The sequence below is a fragment of the Streptomyces sp. WAC 04229 genome (assembly GCF_003947455.1).
Taxonomy (GTDB): domain Bacteria; phylum Actinomycetota; class Actinomycetes; order Streptomycetales; family Streptomycetaceae; genus Streptomyces.
The window spans coordinates 1-17325 of the sequence record NZ_QHJH01000080.1 but is presented as its reverse complement, the minus strand read 5'-3'; the positions used below and the strand labels follow the sequence as shown (position 1 = coordinate 17325).

At 73.0% G+C, this 17325-nt stretch carries 13 protein-coding genes; 8 read left to right on the top strand and 5 right to left on the bottom strand.

What is annotated here, in order from left to right; all coding sequences use genetic code 11:
- Positions 1-31: 31 nt before the first annotated feature.
- A complete protein-coding gene (locus DMH12_RS21410; protein ID WP_125493116.1) occupies positions 32-1501 on the top strand; it encodes a 3' terminal RNA ribose 2'-O-methyltransferase Hen1 in 1470 nt (489 codons plus the stop codon).
- On the top strand, positions 1498-4101 hold the full coding sequence (locus DMH12_RS21405) for a polynucleotide kinase-phosphatase (protein ID WP_125493115.1): 2604 nt from the start codon (positions 1498-1500) through the stop codon (positions 4099-4101). The genes DMH12_RS21410 and DMH12_RS21405 overlap by 4 nt, the downstream gene beginning before the upstream one ends.
- A 27-nt stretch (positions 4102-4128) precedes the next feature.
- On the opposite strand, the gene DMH12_RS21400 is transcribed toward DMH12_RS21405, so the two are convergent.
- A complete protein-coding gene (locus DMH12_RS21400) occupies positions 4129-5415 on the bottom strand; it encodes a cation:proton antiporter (RefSeq protein ID WP_125493114.1) in 1287 nt (428 codons plus the stop codon).
- Positions 5416-5582: 167 nt separating this feature from the next.
- Between DMH12_RS21400 and DMH12_RS21395 the strand changes: the two genes are divergently transcribed.
- The 3 genes from DMH12_RS21395 to DMH12_RS21385 all read left to right on the top strand — a co-directional run bounded on the left by DMH12_RS21395 (position 5583) and on the right by DMH12_RS21385 (position 9424).
- Entirely contained in the window at positions 5583-6806 is a 1224-nt protein-coding gene (locus tag DMH12_RS21395) for an arginine deiminase (protein WP_185832452.1), read from the top strand.
- A gap of 66 nt (positions 6807-6872) precedes the next feature.
- Positions 6873-7880: an ornithine carbamoyltransferase gene (gene argF / locus DMH12_RS21390; protein ID WP_125493112.1), complete on the top strand. Its 1008-nt coding sequence runs from the start codon at positions 6873-6875 to the stop codon at positions 7878-7880.
- 101 nt (positions 7881-7981) lie between these two features.
- Complete coding sequence (locus tag DMH12_RS21385) at positions 7982-9424, top strand: amino acid permease (RefSeq protein WP_125493111.1); 1443 nt, start codon at positions 7982-7984, stop codon at positions 9422-9424.
- Here the strand turns inward: DMH12_RS21385 and DMH12_RS21380 are convergent.
- Positions 9381-9821, bottom strand: a complete 441-nt coding sequence (locus tag DMH12_RS21380; protein WP_185832451.1) for an ATP-binding protein — start codon at positions 9819-9821, stop codon at positions 9381-9383. The genes DMH12_RS21385 and DMH12_RS21380 overlap by 44 nt on opposite strands.
- A gap of 233 nt (positions 9822-10054) precedes the next feature.
- Here DMH12_RS21380 and DMH12_RS21375 point away from each other — a divergent pair, with 233 nt between their 5' ends.
- On the top strand, positions 10055-10882 hold the full coding sequence (locus tag DMH12_RS21375) for an enoyl-CoA hydratase family protein (RefSeq protein ID WP_125493110.1): 828 nt from the start codon (positions 10055-10057) through the stop codon (positions 10880-10882).
- Between the two features lie 4 nt (positions 10883-10886).
- Positions 10887-13268, top strand: a complete 2382-nt coding sequence (locus DMH12_RS21370) for a bifunctional salicylyl-CoA 5-hydroxylase/oxidoreductase (RefSeq protein ID WP_125493109.1) — start codon at positions 10887-10889, stop codon at positions 13266-13268.
- Here DMH12_RS21370 and DMH12_RS21365 read toward each other — a convergent pair.
- The 3 genes from DMH12_RS21365 to DMH12_RS21355 form a co-directional block, all read right to left on the bottom strand.
- Positions 13256-14149, bottom strand: coding sequence for a sulfotransferase (locus DMH12_RS21365; protein ID WP_125493108.1), 894 nt, complete (start codon positions 14147-14149; stop codon positions 13256-13258). The two genes, DMH12_RS21370 and DMH12_RS21365, sit on opposite strands and share 13 nt — an antisense overlap.
- Before the next feature lie 107 nt (positions 14150-14256).
- Entirely contained in the window at positions 14257-15078 is an 822-nt protein-coding gene (locus DMH12_RS21360; RefSeq protein ID WP_125493107.1) for a PaaX family transcriptional regulator C-terminal domain-containing protein, read from the bottom strand.
- Positions 15075-16763 carry an AMP-binding protein gene (locus tag DMH12_RS21355; RefSeq protein ID WP_221763135.1) on the bottom strand — a complete coding sequence of 563 codons (1689 nt, stop codon included), beginning with the start codon at positions 16761-16763 and terminating at the stop codon, positions 15075-15077. Before DMH12_RS21355 ends, DMH12_RS21360 begins: the two co-directional genes overlap by 4 nt.
- 65 nt (positions 16764-16828) lie before the next feature.
- Here DMH12_RS21355 and DMH12_RS21350 point away from each other — a divergent pair.
- On the top strand, positions 16829-17325 hold a 497-nt coding region (locus tag DMH12_RS21350; protein WP_260474271.1), incomplete at its 3' end, for an acyl-CoA dehydrogenase family protein.

Below are 17325 nucleotides of genomic sequence, written 5' to 3'. Positions count from 1 at the left end.
TAAGCGTCCACCGGCCGGAGAGGCCCCCAGCATGTTCCTGACCATCACCACCACCGGCACCCCCGGGCACCCCGCGACCGACCTCGGTTTCCTGCTGCACAAGCATCCCGACAACGCGCAGGTGTTCTCCACCTCCTTCGGCACGGCCCACGTGTTCTACCCGGAGGCGGAGGAGCAGCGCTGCACGGCGGCGCTGCTGCTGGAGGTCGACGCGGTGGCGCTGGTCAGGCGCGGCAAGGGCAAGGGCCGCGGCGGCGCCCCCGACGCGGCCCTCGCGCAGTACGTCAACGACCGCCCCTACGCGGCCTCCTCCCTGCTCGCCGTCGCCCTGAGCAACGTCTTCTCCAGCGCCATGCGCGGCGTGTGCAAGGCCCGCCCCGAGCGTGCCGCCGAGCCGCTGCCGCTGCGCGTCGAGATCCCGGCGCTGCCCGCCCGCGGCGGACCCGGCCTCGTCCGCCGCCTCTTCGAACCGCTCGGCTGGGCCGTCACCGTCGAGGCCGTGCCGCTGGACACCGAGTTCCCCGAGTGGGGCGACTCGCGCTACGTCCGCCTGGTCCTGGAGTCGGGCACCCGCACCCTCTCCGACGCCCTGCGCCACCTGTACGTCCTGCTGCCGGTGCTCGACGACGCCAAGCACTACTGGGTCTCGCCGGACGAGGTCGACAAGCTGCTGCGGGCCGGCGAGGGCTGGCTGCCGGGCCACCCCGAGCAGAAGCTGATCACCAGCCGCTACCTGTCCCGCCGTTGGTCGCTGACGCGCGAGGCGATGGAGCGACTGGAACTGCTCCGGCTGGCGGAGACCGACGACAGCGAGGTCGAGGAGATCGACAACGCCGTCGCGGCCGAGACCGAGCAGGAGGACCGGCCGACCCCGCTCGCCGTGCACCGCCGCGAGGCCGTCCTCGCCGCGCTCCGCGACCACGGCGCCGCCCGCGTCCTCGACCTCGGCTGCGGCGAGGGCCACCTGGTGCGCGAACTGCTCAAGGAGCCGCGGTTCACAGAGATCACCGGCGTGGACGTGTCGGTGCGCGCGCTCACCATCGCCTCCCGGCGGCTGGGGCTGGACCGCATGGGTGAGCGGCAGGCGGCGCGCGTGAACCTCTTCCAGGGCTCCCTCGCCTACACCGACAAGAGGCTGGGCGGCTACGACGCCGCCGTGCTCAGCGAGGTGATCGAGCACCTCGACCCGCCGAGGCTGCCCGCCCTGGAGTACGCGGTCTTCGGCGCCGCCCGCCCCCGCACCGTCGTCGTCACCACGCCGAACGCCGAGTACAACGTGCGCTGGGAGACCCTCCCGGCCGGCCACGTCCGCCACCGCGACCACCGCTTCGAGTGGACCCGCGAGGAGTTCCGGACCTGGGCGGAGACGGTCGCCGAACGGCACGGATACGACGTCGGGTTCCGCCCCGTCGGTCCCGACGACCCCGAGGTGGGACCGCCCACCCAGATGGCCGTCTTCAGCACCAGGACCCCGACCGAGAAGGAGGCGAAGGCCGCATGACCGCCAAGGACACCCCCGGGACCACCGACACCACCGCGAGGACCCGGAACCTCCCCGTCACCGACCTCTCCCTCGTCGTGCTGATCGGCGCCTCCGGCTCCGGCAAGTCCACGTTCGCCCGGCGCCACTTCAAGCCCACCGAGGTCATCTCCTCCGACTTCTGCCGCGGTCTGGTCGCCGACGACGAGAACGACCAGAGCGCCAGCCGGGACGCCTTCGACGTCCTGCACTACATCGCCGGCAAGCGGCTCGCGGCCGGCCGCCGCACCGTCGTCGACGCCACCAACGTGCAGCAGGACGCCCGCCGTCAGCTGATCGAGCTGGCCAAGCGGCACGACGTGCTGCCCATCGCGATCGTCCTCGACGTCCCCGAGCAGGTGTGCGCCGAGCGCAACGCCACCCGCACCGACCGCGCCGACATGCCCCGCCGGGTCATCCAGCGCCACACCCGCGAACTCCGCCGCTCCCTGCGCCACCTGGAGCGCGAGGGCTTCCGCAAGGTGCACGTCCTGCGCGGCGCGGCGGAGGCCGAGCACGCCACCGTCGTCACCGAGAAGCGCTTCAACGACCTCACCCACCTCGCCGGCCCCTTCGACATCGTCGGCGACGTCCACGGCTGCGCCGCCGAACTGGACGCCCTGCTCGGCAAGCTGGGCTACGCCGACGGCGTCCACCCCGAGGGCCGTACCGCCGTCTTCGTCGGCGACCTGGTCGACCGAGGCCCGGACAGCCCCGGCGTCCTGCGCCGCGTGATGTCCATGGTGAAGTCGGGCAACGCGCTGTGCGTCCCCGGCAACCACGAGAACAAGTACGGCCGCCACCTCAAGGGCCGCAAGGTCCAGCACACCCACGGACTCGCCGAGACCGTCGAGCAGATGGACGGCGAGAGCGAGGAGTTCCGCGCCGAGGTGCGGGAGTTCATCGACGGCCTGGTCAGCCACTACGTCCTCGACGGCGGCCGGCTCGTGGTCTGCCACGCCGGTCTGCCGGAGAAGTACCACGGCCGCACCTCCGGCCGGGTCCGCTCGCACGCCCTGTACGGCGAGACCACCGGCGAGACCGACGAGTTCGGGCTGCCGGTGCGCTACCCGTGGGCCGAGGACTACCGGGGCCGCGCGGCCGTGGTCTACGGCCACACCCCGGTCCCGGAGGCCACCTGGCTCAACAACACCATCTGCCTCGACACCGGCGCCGTCTTCGGCGGCAAGCTGACCGCACTGCGCTGGCCGGAGCGCGAACTGGTCGACGTACCGGCCGAGCGGGTCTGGTACGAGCCGGCGAAGCCCCTGCGCACCGAGGCCCCCGGCGGGCACGACGGACGCCCGCTGGACCTGGCCGACGTCCAGGGCCGCCGGGTGGTGGAGACCCGGCACGCGGGCCGGGTCACCGTGCGCGAGGAGAACGGCGCGGCGGCCCTGGAGGTCATGAGCCGCTTCGCCACCGACCCCCGGCTGCTGCCGTACCTCCCGCCGACCATGGCACCGACCGCCACCTCGTCGGTGGAGGGCTACCTGGAGCACCCGGAGGAGGCGTTCGCGCAGTACGCGGCGGACGGGGTGGCACGGGTCGTGTGCGAGGAGAAGCACATGGGTTCACGGGCGGTGGCGCTGGTGTGCCGGGACGCGGACGCCGCCCGCACCCGCTTCGGGGATGGGGGCACCTCCCGCTCGAGCGGAGCCGAGAGTGGGGGAGGGCCCACGGGCTCCCTCTACACCCGTACCGGCCGCCCGTTCTTCGACGACGCGGCCGTGGCCGAGGCGGTCCTGGACCGGCTGCGCGCGGCGATCGGCGCGGCCGGACTCTGGGACGGACTGTCCACCGACTGGCTGCTCCTCGACGCCGAGCTGATGCCCTGGTCCCTGAAGGCCTCCGGGCTGCTGCGCTCCCAGTACGCCGCCGTGGGCGCCGCCTCCGGGGCGGTGTTCCCGGGTGCGCTCGCCGCGCTGGAGGGTGCCGCCGCGCGCGGCGTCGAGGTCGCCGGCCTCCTCGCCCGCCAGCGCGAACGGTCCGCCGACGCCGCCGCCTTCACGGACGCCTACCGCCGCTACTGCTGGACGACCGACGGCCTGGACGGCGTCCGCCTCGCACCGTTCCAGATCCTCGCCGCCCAGGGCCGCAGCCTCGCGTCCCTGCCGCACGACGAGCAGCTCGCCCTCGTCGACCGCCTCGTCGAGCACGACACCACCGGCCTGCTGCACACCACGCGGCGGCTGTACGTCGACACCGGCGACCCCGAGTCGGTCGCGGCCGGCGTCGACTGGTGGCTGGAGATGACCGGCCGGGGCGGTGAGGGCATGGTGGTCAAGCCGGTCGGCGCCCTGGTGCGGGACGCGCGAGGTCGCCTGGTCCAGCCCGGCGTCAAGTGCCGCGGCCGTGAGTACCTGCGGATCATCTACGGCCCCGAGTACACCCGCCCCGACAACCTCACCCGCCTGCGCGGACGGTTCCTGGGCCACAAGCGGTCCCTGGCGATCCGCGAGTACGCCCTCGGCCTGGAGGCCCTGGACCGCCTCGCGGACGGCGAGCCGCTGTGGCGGGTGCACGAGGCGGTGTTCGGGGTGCTGGCGCTGGAGTCGGAGCCGGTGGACCCGCGGCTGTGAACGGGGTGACGCGGCGACACCGCCGCGTCACCCCGCGGACGGCCGCACGCTGGTCTCCGGGACCGGGGCCGCGCGGCGGTCCCGGTCGGCCAGGCGGCGGGTCAGCAGCAGGAACGGCTGGGTCAGCAGCGTGGTGGTCAGCGCCATGAAGACCAGGACCGTGTAGAGCGGGGCGCTCAGCAGTCCCGCCTCCAGGCCGGCGCCCAGGGCGATCAGCTCGGTCAGGCCCCGGGCGCTGAGCAGGACCCCGACCGTGCGTGCCTCGTGCCGGTCCAGTCCGCCCAGCCGGGCCGCCACCGTCCCGCTGCCGATCTTCGTCGCGACCGCCAGCACCGTCACCACCAGCAGGGCCGCCCAGCCCGTGCCGGTCATGCTGTTCAGGGCCACGGACTGCCCCGAGAGCACGAAGAAGAACGGCAGCAGCAGGGAACCGGCCTCGTGCAGCGGCCGCAGCAGATCGGGGTCGAGCGTGCCGTCCTCCTCGCGCGGGACCACCACCCCGGCGAGCAGCGCCCCGAAGATCACGTGCAGCCCCAGGGAGTGCGTCACCCAGGCCGACCCGAGCGCGAACCCGATCAGCAGCGCCAGCCGCAGCGACGGCTCCAGGCGGGTGCGCCACAGCAGTCGGCGCAGTACCGGACGGGCGGCGAGCGCCATCACGGTGACGAAGCCGGCGGCGAGCGCGGCCCGCCAGGGCCAGCCGGGCGTCGCGTCCCCCGCACCGCCGTCCAGCAGCGCGGCCGCGAGTACCGTCCAGCACACCGCGTCCAGGACCCCGGCCGCCGAGACCGCCACCACCCCCGGCACCGAACGCGACAGCCCGTTCTCCCGCACGATCGCGGACAGCACCGGCACCGCCGTTATCGACAGGGCGATCCCCGCGAAGAGCACCGTGGCGACCGACGGGTCCCGCTCCATGCCGAGGTCGTGCAGCGCGTCCCGGAACAGCAGCGCGGTGCCGCACCCCACGGCCATCGGCACCGCGAACGAGACCAGGGCCACCAGCACCGAGGTGCGCGCCCGGTCGCCGAGGACCTTCAGGTCCAGCTCGTAGCCCACCGCGAACAGGAACACCACCAGGGAGAACTGCGCGAAGCCGGTCAGCGCCGGGCCGATCGCCGCCGGGAACAGAGCGGCGTAGGCGTCGGGGGCCAGGGTGCCGAGCAGGGACGGGCCGAGGGCGATCCCCGCCGCCAGCTGTCCCACGATGCAGGGCTGGCGCAGCCGCCGGGCCAGCCAGCCGCCGGCGTGCGCGGCCACCAGGATCAGCGCCGAGGCACCCACGAGATGGGCGATCATCGAATCGGGACTCACCCGGTCTCCCCCCCTGACACGTGGCCGGACGCTCCGGCCCTCGCCCTGGTCTACGCGAGGACCCGGGGGCGCCCGACGTCGCACGGGTGCACCGGGAGGGCGCACTTGTGGCCACGGGTACGTGAAAGCAGGGGGTGAACGCGCGCCCGAATGGTCAGGATGGAGACATGGGATTCCACGTCGCATCCGAGGCCGGGCGGCTCAGCCGCGTCATCCTGCACCGGCCGGATCTCGAGCTCAAAAGGCTCACCCCCAGCAACAAGGACGCCCTTCTCTTCGACGACGTGCTCTGGGTGCGCCGGGCGCGCGCCGAGCACGACGGGTTCGCGGACGTGCTCCGCGACCGCGGGGTCGCCGTCCACCTCTTCGGCGACCTGCTCACGGAGACCCTCGACGTCCCGGCGGCCCGTCGGCTCGTCCTGGACCGGGTCTTCGACGAGAAGGAGTACGGAGTGCTGGCAACGGACCATCTCCGGGCCGCCTTCGAGAACCTGCCCGCCCACGAACTCGCCGAGGTCCTGGTCGGCGGCATGACCAAACGGGAGTTCCTCGACGCGCACCCGGAGCCGACCTCCGTGCGCTTCCACGCCATGGAGCTGGACGACTTCCTGCTCGGCCCGCTGCCCAACCACCTCTTCACCCGGGACACCTCCGCCTGGATCTACGACGGCGTCTCCATCAACGCCATGCGCTGGCCCGCCCGGCAGCGCGAGACGGTCCACTTCGAGGCGATCTACCGGCACCACCCGCTGTTCCGGGACGAGACCTTCCACCTGTGGTCCGAGGGGCAGGCCGACTACCCCTCCACCATCGAGGGCGGCGACGTCCTCGTGATCGGCGACGGCGCGGTGCTCATCGGCATGAGCGAGCGGACCACGCCCCAGGCCGTCGAGATGCTCGCCCACAAGCTGTTCGCCGCGGGCTCGGCCCGCACCATCGTGGCCCTCGACATGCCCAAGCGGCGTGCCTTCATGCACCTGGACACGGTGATGACGATGGTCGACGGCGACACCTTCACCCAGTACGCCGGGCTCGGCATGCTCCGCTCCTACACCATCGAGCCGGGCGCGGGGGAGAAGGACCTGAAGGTCACCGACCATCCGCCGGAGCACATGCACCGCGCGATCGCCGCCGCCCTCGGGCTGGGCGAGATCCGGGTCCTGACCGCGACCCAGGACGTCCACGCCGCCGAACGCGAGCAGTGGGACGACGGCTGCAACGTCCTGGCCGTCGAGCCGGGGGTCGTGGTCGCCTACGAACGGAACGCCACCACCAACACCCACCTGCGCAGGCAGGGCATCGAGGTGATCGAGATCCCGGGCAGCGAGCTGGGCCGGGGCAGAGGCGGGCCGCGCTGCATGAGCTGCCCGGTGGAGCGAGCGCCTGTATAGAAATTCAGAAGGTCGTATAGACTTCCAGCAGTCAGTCTCCCCGACCCTGTATCTCTGGAGCGCCCCATGGCGACAGTCCCGACCGCCCTCGCCGGCCGCCACTTCCTCAAGGAGCTGGATTTCACCGAGGAGGAGTTCCGCGGCCTGGTCGAACTGGCCGCGGAGCTGAAGGCGGCGAAGAAGGCCGGGGCCGAGACACGGTACCTCCAGGGCAGGAACATCGCGCTGATCTTCGAGAAGACCTCGACGCGCACCCGCTGCGCGTTCGAGGTCGCCGCCGCCGACCAGGGCGCCTCGACGACCTACCTCGACCCCGCCGGCTCGCAGGTCGGGCACAAGGAATCCGTGAAGGACACCGCCCGCGTCCTGGGGCGCATGTACGACGCGATCCAGTACCGGGGAGACGGCCAGGCCAAGGTCGAGGAGCTGGCCGCCTTCGCCGGCGTCCCCGTCTACAACGGCCTGACCGACGACTGGCACCCCACCCAGATGCTCGCCGACGTGCTCACGATGACCGAGCACACCGACCGGCCGCTGTCGGAGACCGCCTTCGCCTACCTCGGTGACGCCCGCTTCAACATGGGCAACTCCTACCTCGTCACCGGCGCCCTGCTCGGCATGGACGTGCGCATCGTGGCCCCGCGCGCCTACTGGCCCGCTCAGGAGGTCGTCGACCGGGCCAGGGGACTGGCCGAGTCCAGCGGGGCGCGGATCACCCTCACCGAGGACGTGGCCGAAGGGGTGCGCGGCGCCGGGTTCGTCGTCACCGACGTCTGGGTCTCCATGGGCGAGCCCAAGGAGGTCTGGGCCGAGCGGATCAAGGCCCTCGCCCCCTACGCGGTGACCATGGACGTCCTGCGCGCCACCGGCAACCCGGACGTCAAGTTCCTCCACTGCCTGCCCGCCTTCCACGACCTGGGCACCAAGGTCGGCCAGGAGATCTTCGAGGCCCACGGCCTGGAGTCCCTGGAGGTCACGGACGAGGTCTTCGAGTCCGCGCACTCCGTCGTCTTCGACGAGGCGGAGAACCGGCTGCACACGATCAAGGCCGTACTCGTGGCCACCCTCGCCTGAACAGGCCCTATGCTGTCCGGCGGCCCCGGAGCCACCCCTTCCGGAGCCGCCGCCGCGACCACCGTCGCGCCCCGCACCACCAGAAACGAGCACCACCCGCAATGCCCGCTTCCCGTATCAAGTCCCCCCAGGTCCTCATCGCCGAATCCGGCGCCGACCGCGAAGGCCACGGCCTGAAGCGCACGATGGGCCTCTTCCAGCTCGTCTGCTTCGGCGTCGGCGCGATCGTCGGCACCGGCATCTTCGTCGGCCTGTCCGACTCCGTCGCCGAGGCCGGCCCGGCCGTCGTCGTCTCCTTCGTGCTGGCCGCGATCACCTGCGTCTTCACCGCGTTCGCCTTCGCCGAGCTGGGCGGCGCGATCCCGGTCTCCGGCTCCTCGTACTCCTTCGCCTACGCCGGGCTCGGCGAGCGCACCGCCTTCCTCGTCGGCTGGTGCCTGCTCCTGGAGTACGGCGTCTCGGTCTCCGCGGTCGCGGTCGGCTGGAGCCAGTACGTCAACGAACTGCTCGACAGCGTCCTCGGCATCCAGCTGCCGCACGCCCTGTCGGCGGGCCCCGGCGACGGCGGCGCGGTCAACCTGCCCGCGGTGATCGTCATCGCCCTGGCCTGCGTCCTGCTGGTGCGCGGTGTGCGGGAGAGCGCCCGGGCCACGGCCGCGATGGCCGTCCTCAAGCTGGCCGTCCTGATCGCCTTCTGCGCCATCGGCTTCGTCGCCTTCGAGGACGGCAACCTCACCCCGTTCTCACCGGCCGGCCTCGGCGGCATCGGCGCCGGCACCACGGCCGCCTTCTTCTCGTACATCGGCTTCGACGCGATCACCACGGCCGGCGAGGAGGCCAAGAACCCGCGCCGGGACATCCCGGTCGCGATCCTGGTCTGCATCGGCCTGGTCACCCTGCTCTACTGCGCGGTCGCCGTCGCCGCGATCGGTGCCGTCGGCGGCGGCGCGGTCGGCGACCGGCCCGCCGCCCTGTCGTACGTCGTGAACGAGGTCACCGGCTCCACGGTCGGCGGCGGCGTGGTCGCCTTCGGCGCGGTCGTCGCCATCGCCTCGGTGGTGCTCGCGGTCATGTACGGCCAGACCCGCATCCTGATGTCGATGTCCCGGGACGGACTGATCCCGCGGGTCTTCGAGAAGGTGTCGCCGCGCACCGCCACCCCGGTCGCCGGCACCCTGATCGTCGGCGTGGTCTTCGCCCTCCCCGCGGCCTTCGCGCCGCTGGACGCGGTGGTCAACCTGTGCACCATCGGCACCCTCGCCACCATGGCCGCCGTGAACGTCTCCGTCCTCGCGCTGCGCCGCCGCGAGCCGGGCCTGGCCCGCACCTTCCGGGTGCCGCTGTACCCGGTGACCCCGCTCCTCGGCGTCGGTTTCTGCCTCTACCTGATGTACGAGACGGGCGGCGCCACCTGGCTCCAGTTCGCGGTGTTCCTGGCGGTGGGGCTGCTGGTCTACACGGCCTACGGCCGCCGGCACTCCCGTCTCGCCCGCGCGGAGGTCACTCCGGAGAGCAGCGCGGAGCGGGTACCGCAGGAAGCCTGAACCAGACCGCCTTGCCCGAGCCGGTGGGCCGGTGACCGCAGGACGAGCTGAGGGCGCGGATCAGCAGCAGTCCGCGCCCGTGTTCCTGCCACGGGTCGGGCGGCTCGATCCCGGGGCGGGTGAGGTCGGCGGGTGGTGCCGGGTCCGGGTCGTGCACCTCGACCTGGCAGCCGGTCGGCCTCAGCTCCACCACCAGCTCGATCGGCGTCCCGCCCGAGGTGTGCTCCACGGCGTTGGCGACCAGCTCCGCCGTCAGCAGCTCCGCGGTGTCGCCGTCCGCCGTGTGCTCCAGCTCGGCCAGGGCCGTGCGCACCAGGGCACGGGCGACCGGCACGGCCGCGGCGGAGTGCGGCAGCGCGATGCGCCAGGAGGCGGGAGCTTTGGAGTGATCTTGCACGGCGGGTCCGTTTCGTGGAGCAGGGCGTCCTGTCCTGCTTTCAACCGTATGAATGGTACGGCGCCACCCGGCAGAGCCGTTCGACGGGCACCCCCGGGACCTTGGACCCTCCCCGGCACGGGATCGAAGTATCGCGCCCTCGTGACGACGGTCACGGAAGGGTGATAACTTCGAAGGGCCGCGAGACACCACGCTCAGTGAGGCCGTGCCCGCCCTAGGAGGCCCCGCCCGTCATGAGTCCCTTCACCGGCTCCGCCGCCCCCACCTCCGACTGGCGGCACCTGCGCGTCGAGCGCGCCGACGGCGTCGCCACCGTCACCCTCGCCCGCCCCGACAAACTCAACGCCCTCACCTTCGAGGCCTACGCCGACCTGCGCGACCTGCTCGCGGAACTGTCCCGGGAGCGGTCCGTACGCGCCCTGGTCCTGGCCGGCGAGGGCCGCGGCTTCTGCTCCGGCGGCGACGTCGACGAGATCATCGGGGCGACGCTGTCCATGGACACCGCCCAGCTCCTGGACTTCAACCGGATGACCGGCCAGGTGGTGCGCGCGGTTCGGGAGTGCCCGTTCCCGGTGATCGCCGCGCTGCACGGTGTCGCCGCGGGCGCGGGCGCGGTCCTCGCGCTGGCCGCCGACTTCCGCGTCGCCGACCCGTCCGCCCGCTTCGCCTTCCTCTTCACCCGCGTCGGCCTCTCCGGCGGCGACATGGGCGCCGCGTACCTGCTGCCCCGCGTCGTCGGCCTCGGCCACGCCACCCGGCTGCTGATGCTCGGCGACACGGTGCGGGCGCCCGAGGCCGAGCGCATCGGCCTGATCAGCGAGCTGACCGACGAGGGCCGCGCCGACGAGGCCGCCCACGCCCTCGCCCACCGCCTCGCCGACGGCCCCGCCCTCGCCCACGCCCAGACCAAGGCCCTTCTCACCGCCGAGCTGGACATGCCCATGGCCACGGCGATCGAACTGGACGCCTCCACCCAGGCCCTCCTGATGACCGGCGAGGACTACGCGGAATTCCACGCGTCCTTCACCGAGAAACGCCCTCCGAAGTGGCGAGGGAAGTAGGCGCATGCTTTCACCCAAGGGCACATCAACTCCCCCAGGGGCGCGGGGAACGGCGCGACCAGCCACAACGCACCCGCAGCCGCTCAACAAGCTCGACCACCCCCAACGCATCGCCGTCGTAGGCGGAGGCCCCGGCGGCCTGTACACCGCCGCCCTCCTCAAGCGCCTCGCCCCCGACCGCGAGATCACCGTCTACGAACGCAACGCCCCCGACGACACCTTCGGCTTCGGAGTCGTCCTCTCCGACGAAACCCTCGGCGGCATCGAACACGCCGACGCGGACGTCTACGCCGCCCTCAAGGCCGACTTCGTCCGCTGGGACGACATCGACATCGTCCACCGGGGCCACCGCCACACCTCCGGAGGGCACCGGTTCGCCGCCCTCGGCCGCCGCCGTCTCCTGGAGATCCTGCACGACCGCTGCCGCGCCCTCGGCGTCGACCTCCGCTTCCGGGCCGAGGCCCCGGACCCCGGGACGCTGGCGCGGTCGTACGACCTCGTCGTCGCCGCCGACGGCGTGCACAGCGCCACCCGCGAGGCCCGTCGCGAGGTCTTCCGGCCCCGCGTCACCGGCCACCGCTGCCGCTACGTCTGGCTGGCCGCCGACTTCGCGTTCGACGCCTTCCGCTTCGAGATCGCCGAGACCGAGCACGGCGTGATGCAACTGCACGGCTACCCCTACGCGGCCGACGCCTCGACCGTCATCGTGGAGATGCGCGAGGAGGTCTGGCGGGCGGCCGGCTTCGACGGACTCGACGAGGCGGAGTCCACCGCCCGCTGCGCCAAGATCTTCGCCGAAGCCCTCGAGGGCAAGCCGCTGCGTTCCAACAACTCCGCGTGGACCACCTTCCGCACCGTCGTCAACGAACGCTGGTCGCACGGCAACACCGTCCTGCTCGGCGACGCCGCCCACACCGCGCACTTCTCCATCGGCTCCGGCACGAAGCTCGCCGTGGAGGACGCCCTCGCGCTGGCCGCCTGCCTGGAGGAGCAGCCCTCCCTCGCCGACGCGCTGGCCGCCTACGAGGAGGAGCGGCGCCCCGTCGTCGCCTCGACCCAGCGGGCGGCCAAGGCCAGCCTGGAGTGGTTCGAGGACCTGGCCCGCTACGTCGACCAGCCGCCCCGCCAGTTCGCCTTCAACCTGCTCACCCGCAGCCGCCGGGTCACCCACGACAACCTGCGGCTGCGCGACCCGGGCTTCACCGGGGCCGTGGAGCGCGACTTCGGCTGCCCGCCCGGCACGCCCCCGATGTTCACCCCGTTCCGGCTGCGCGACCTGACCCTGCGCAACCGCGTCGTGGTGTCGCCGATGGACATGTACTCCGCCGTCGAAGGCGTCCCCGGCGACTTCCACCTGGTCCACCTGGGCGCCCGCGCCCTCGGGGGCGCCGGCCTGGTGATGACGGAGATGGTGTGCGTCAGCGCCGAGGGCCGCATCACCCCCGGCTGCGCGGGCCTCTACACCGGCCGGCAGGGCGAGGCGTGGCGGCGGATCACCGACTTCGTGCACGCGAGCGCGCCGGGCACCGCGATCGGCGTGCAGCTCGGCCACAGCGGACGCAAAGGCTCGACCCGGCTGATGTGGGAGGGCATGGACGAACCGCTGCCCGAGGGCAACTGGCCCCTGGTCGCGCCCTCCCCGCTGCCGTACAGGCCGGGCGGCCAGACGCCCCGCGAGCTGTCCCGGGCGCAACTGACGGACATCCGGGAGCAGTTCACCTCTGCCGCGACACGCGCCGCCCGGGCCGGCTTCGATCTGCTCGAACTGCACTGCGCCCACGGCTACCTGCTGTCCGGCTTCCTCTCGCCGCTCACCAACCGCCGCACCGACGCCTACGGCGGCTCACTGCACAAGCGGCTCCGCTTCCCGCTGGAGGTGTTCGACGCCGTACGCGAGGTGTGGCCCGGGGAGCGGCCCATGACCGTGCGCGTCTCCGCCACCGACTGGGCCGAGGGCGGCACCGGTGCCGAGGAGGCCGTGGCGATAGCCCGCGCCTTCGCGGCACACGGCGTGGACGCCGTCGACGTGTCCACGGGGCAGGTCGTGTCCGACGAACGGCCCGAGTTCGGGCGGTCGTACCAGACGCCGTACGCGGACCGCATCCGCCACGAGGCGGGCGTGCCGGTGATCGCCGTCGGCGCGATCTCCTCCTGGGACGACGTCAACTCACTGATCCTGGCCGGGCGCACCGACCTGTGCGCCCTCGCCCGCCCGCACCTCTACGACCCGCACTGGACGCTGCACGCCGCGGCCGAGCAGGGATACGAGGGCCCGGGGGCGGTCTGGCCGGCGCCGTACCGGGCGGGCAGCCGTCCGCCGCGCACCGGACGCACCGACGCCCCGAGGCCCCGGCTCACGCTGCACGGCGGGCCTCAGGAGGCGTAGCCCCAGGCCTCGCAGACCGGGCGCAGCGGCTCCGGGACCTCGTCCGCGTCGGGCAGCGCGCGGCCCGGCTGCACGGTGCCGGTGCGGATGTTGTCGCGCCAGTCGCCGAGCCCCCTGACCAGCTCGCCGCCGCTCTTCTTGCCGTAGTCCAGCATGGCCGGGGCGTAGTCGACGCCGAGGAACGCGCACAGGCGGCGCATCTCGCGCCCCGGGTCGTCGGTGATGTCCTCGTAGCGCACGGTGAAGCCCTCGGCGTCCGCCGCGCGGGCCTCCTCGACGGCCGTCAGGTACTTGAGTACGTCGGTCACGGCCGTGTCGTACGGCCGCTTGACGGGGTCGGTCTCGTGCCAGGAGCGGGCGACCGACACGGGGTGGCGGAGCAGGAAGACGAAGCGGGCGTCGGGCCAACAGTCCTTGAGGCGCTGGTACATGTAGACGTTGGCCGGGGTCTTCTCGACCACGAAGTCCTTGCCCGACCTGGTCAGTTCGCGGTGCAGGACACGGTCCCAGAGCAAGTGCTCCAGATCACCGCGCTTCAGGTCGAGGGCGCCCATCGCGCGTTCGGAGAACCAGTTGGAGCAGACGACCTCCAGCCTGCCGATGTGCAGCTCGTGAGGGGCGTGCAGCCGCGGGTGGGCGCCCAGCATCATGCGCAGCAGGGTGGAGCCGGAACGGATGGACGAGATGATGAAGACGGGCCGCCGCAGCAGCCGCTCGGTGGGAAGTTCCTCGGAGGACGGACATCGGTAGGCGGCCGAGGGGGGCGCCGCCGGGTTCGGCGCGGCCAACTTCTCCTTCTCCTCCACGGCACGGGGCGCTCTCCGCACCTGGAGGCCGGTGGTGACGGTGAGGGCCCGGTTCAAGTTGCGTGCGAGACTCATGCGTCCGCACGGTAGGGGAGAAACCTGAGAAGAGGGTCTGAGACGACTGAGGGTTCCCTGATCCCGGAAAAGTGTGACGTAGGTCACCCGGTGGGGCTGCACCGGACTCAGAGTGCCGCGAAGCGGGCGCCCGCGTCGCGCAGCCGCTCGTGCAGGGCGCGGAAGACCGCGGCCGAGCGCGTGCCGGGCCACTGTGCGGGCAGCAGCCGGGCGGGCAGCCCCGGGTCCGTGTAGGGCAGGTGGCGCCAGGAGTCCAGGGCGAGGAGATAGTCGCGGTAGGCGTCCTCCGGCGGAGTCTCCGCCCGGCTCTCCCAGTCGCCCAGTACGCGCGCGTGGCGGTCGAGGAACGCCTCGTGCTCCTTGGCGATCGCGGCCAGGTCCCACCAGCGCGCCACGGCCTGAGCGGTCGGTGTGAAACCCAGGTGCTCGCCGCGGAAGAAGTCCACGTAGGAGTCCAGCTCCAGCCGGCCCAGCGTGTGCCGCGTCTCCTCGTACAGCCGGGCCGGGGCGATCCACACGCCGGGGGCCGCGCTCCCGAAGCCGAGGCCGGCCAGCCGGGAGCGCAGGACGTGCCGCTTCTGCCGTTCCGACTCCGGCACGGAGAACACGGCGAGCACCCAGCCCTCGTCGTCGTGCGGGGCCGTGGCGTAGATACGCCGGTCACCGTCGTCCAGCAGCTGACGCGCCTGGGGCGACAGTTCGTAGCCCGCGGCGCCCTCGGCGGTACGGGCGGGCAGCAGCAGCCCGCGCCGTTTCAGCCGGGACACCGACGAGCGCACGGAGGGCGCGTCCACCGCGACCGCGCCCAGCAGCCGGATCAGCTCCGCGACGGGCACCGGACCCGGCGCGAAACGGCCGTAGGCGCCGTAGAGCGTGACGATGAGGGACCTCGGGGCGTGCTGCGCGTGCTGGTCGTACACGTTGATCATCTTATGTCGTCGGACAGGAGCCGGTACCGCTGGAGCTTGCCGGTCGCCGTGCGCGGCAGCGCGTCCAGGAAGACGATCTCCCGCGGGCACTTGTACGGCGCCAGCTCCTCCCGCAGGAAGGCGCGCAGCGCCTCGGCGTCCCGGACGGCACCCTCCTTCAGCACGGCGTGGGCCACCACGATCTGCCCGCGCCGGGTGTCCGGCCGGCCCACCACGGCCGCCTCCACGACGTCCGGATGCCGCAGCAGCGCGTCCTCGACCTCCGGTCCCGCGATGTTGTACCCGGCGGAGATGATCATGTCGTCGGCCCGGGCCACGTACCGGAAGTAGCCGTCGGGCTCACGTATGTACGTGTCCCCGGTGATGTTCCAGCCGTCGCGCACGTACTCCCGCTGCCGCGGGTCGGCGAGATACCGGCAGCCCACCGGTCCGCGCACGGCGAGCAGTCCCGGCTCGCCGTCGGGCACCGGTACGCCGGAGGCGTCCTGCACGCGCGCGTGCCAGCCCGGCACCGGGACGCCCGTCGTGCCCGGTCTGATGTCGCCGTCGGCGGCGGAGACGAAGATGTGCAGCAGCTCGGTGGCGCCGATGCCGTTGATGACGCGCAGCCCGGTGTGCTCGTACCAGGCCTGCCAGGTGGCCGCGGGCAGGTTCTCGCCCGCCGAGACGCACCGCCTGAGGCTCGACACGTCGTACCCGTCCAGCTCGTCGAGCATCGCGCGGTACGCCGTCGGCGCGGTGAACAGCACCGACACCCGGTGCTCGGCGACGGCCGGCAACAGCTGCCTGGGACCCGCCTGTTCGAGCAGCAGTGCGCTCGCGCCGGCCCGCATCGGGAAGATCACCAGTCCGCCGAGTCCGAAGGTGAAGCCGAGCGGAGGGCTGCCCGCGAAGACGTCGTCCGGGGCCGGCTTGAGCACGTGCCGGGAGAAGGTGTCGGCGACGGCCAGCACGTCACGGTGGAAGTGCATGCAGCCCTTGGGGCGGCCGGTGGTGCCCGAGGTGAAGGCGATCAGCGCCACGTCGTCGGCCGCGGTGTCCACGGCCGGGTACGGCGTGCCGGGCGCCGTGTCCGCCGCCGTGCGGGCCAGCAGGTCGTCGGGGGTGTCCCCGCCGTACGTCGTGATCCGCAGGCCGGGGATCTCCGCCTTGGCGAGGTCGTCGACGGACCGGACGTCGCACAGGGCGTGCCGCACCCGGGCGATCTCGCAGATCGCGCCCAGCTCGTGCGGGCGCTGCTGGGCCAGCACGGTGACCGCCACCGCGCCCGCCTTCAGCACCGCCAGCCAGCAGGCGGCCAGCCAGGGCGTGGTGGGACCGCGCAGCAGCACCCGGTTGCCCGGTACGACGCCCAGCTCGCCGGTGAGCGCGTGGGCGATCCGGTCCACGCGGTCCCGGAGCAGGCCCCAGCTCCAGGTGTCCCCGGTGGCGGTGCGGAAGACCGGGCGGTCGCCGGGCGGGCCGGCGAGCAGCTCGGCGGCGCAGTTCAGCCGCGCGGGGTAGCGCAGCTCCGGCAGGTCGAAGCGGAGCTGCGGCCACTGGTCGGGGGGCGGCAGGTGCTCGCGCGCGAAGGTGTCGACGTGGGCGGAGCGGCTCGGTTCCGCGCGGTGCGGAGCTGCCATGGCGGTTCGCCCCCTTTGTCGTGGTGGGCACGCGCATCGAGCGTATCGCGTTGGTGACGACAGTCAACGGGGCGCGATAGCCTCGACTGGGACCCGAGGGCCGCAGCGGAGCAGGGGAAGGACCGGCGATGACCGCATTCTCGCTCGAACCGGCACAGCTCACCTGGTGCGGGGAGCTGCGCGCCCTGGCCGCCGAACGGCTGCGTCCGTTGGCGGACAAGGGGGAGCCCGGCCACGTCAACCGTGCCCTCGTCGCCGAACTCGGCGCCCTCGGGCTGCTCTCCCGCCTGTTCACCTCGGGCGCGCTCGACCTGTGCCTGATGCGCGAGTCCCTCGCCCACGCCTGCACGGAGGCCGAGACCGCGCTCGCCCTCCAAGGCCTCGGCGCCCACCCGGTGCACGCCCACGGCACCGGGAGCCAGCGCGCCCGCTGGCTCCCCGGCGTCGTCGCCGGCACGACGGTCGCCGCCTTCGCCCTCAGCGAGCCCGACGCCGGCTCGGACGCGGCGGCCCTGACCCTCACGGCGACCCCGTCCGCGTCGCGGCCGGTGCCGGTGCCCTCGGTGGCCCAGGCGCACCCGGCCGACGGGGCCGTCCCCGTGCCGCTCCCCCCGCCCCCCCCCGC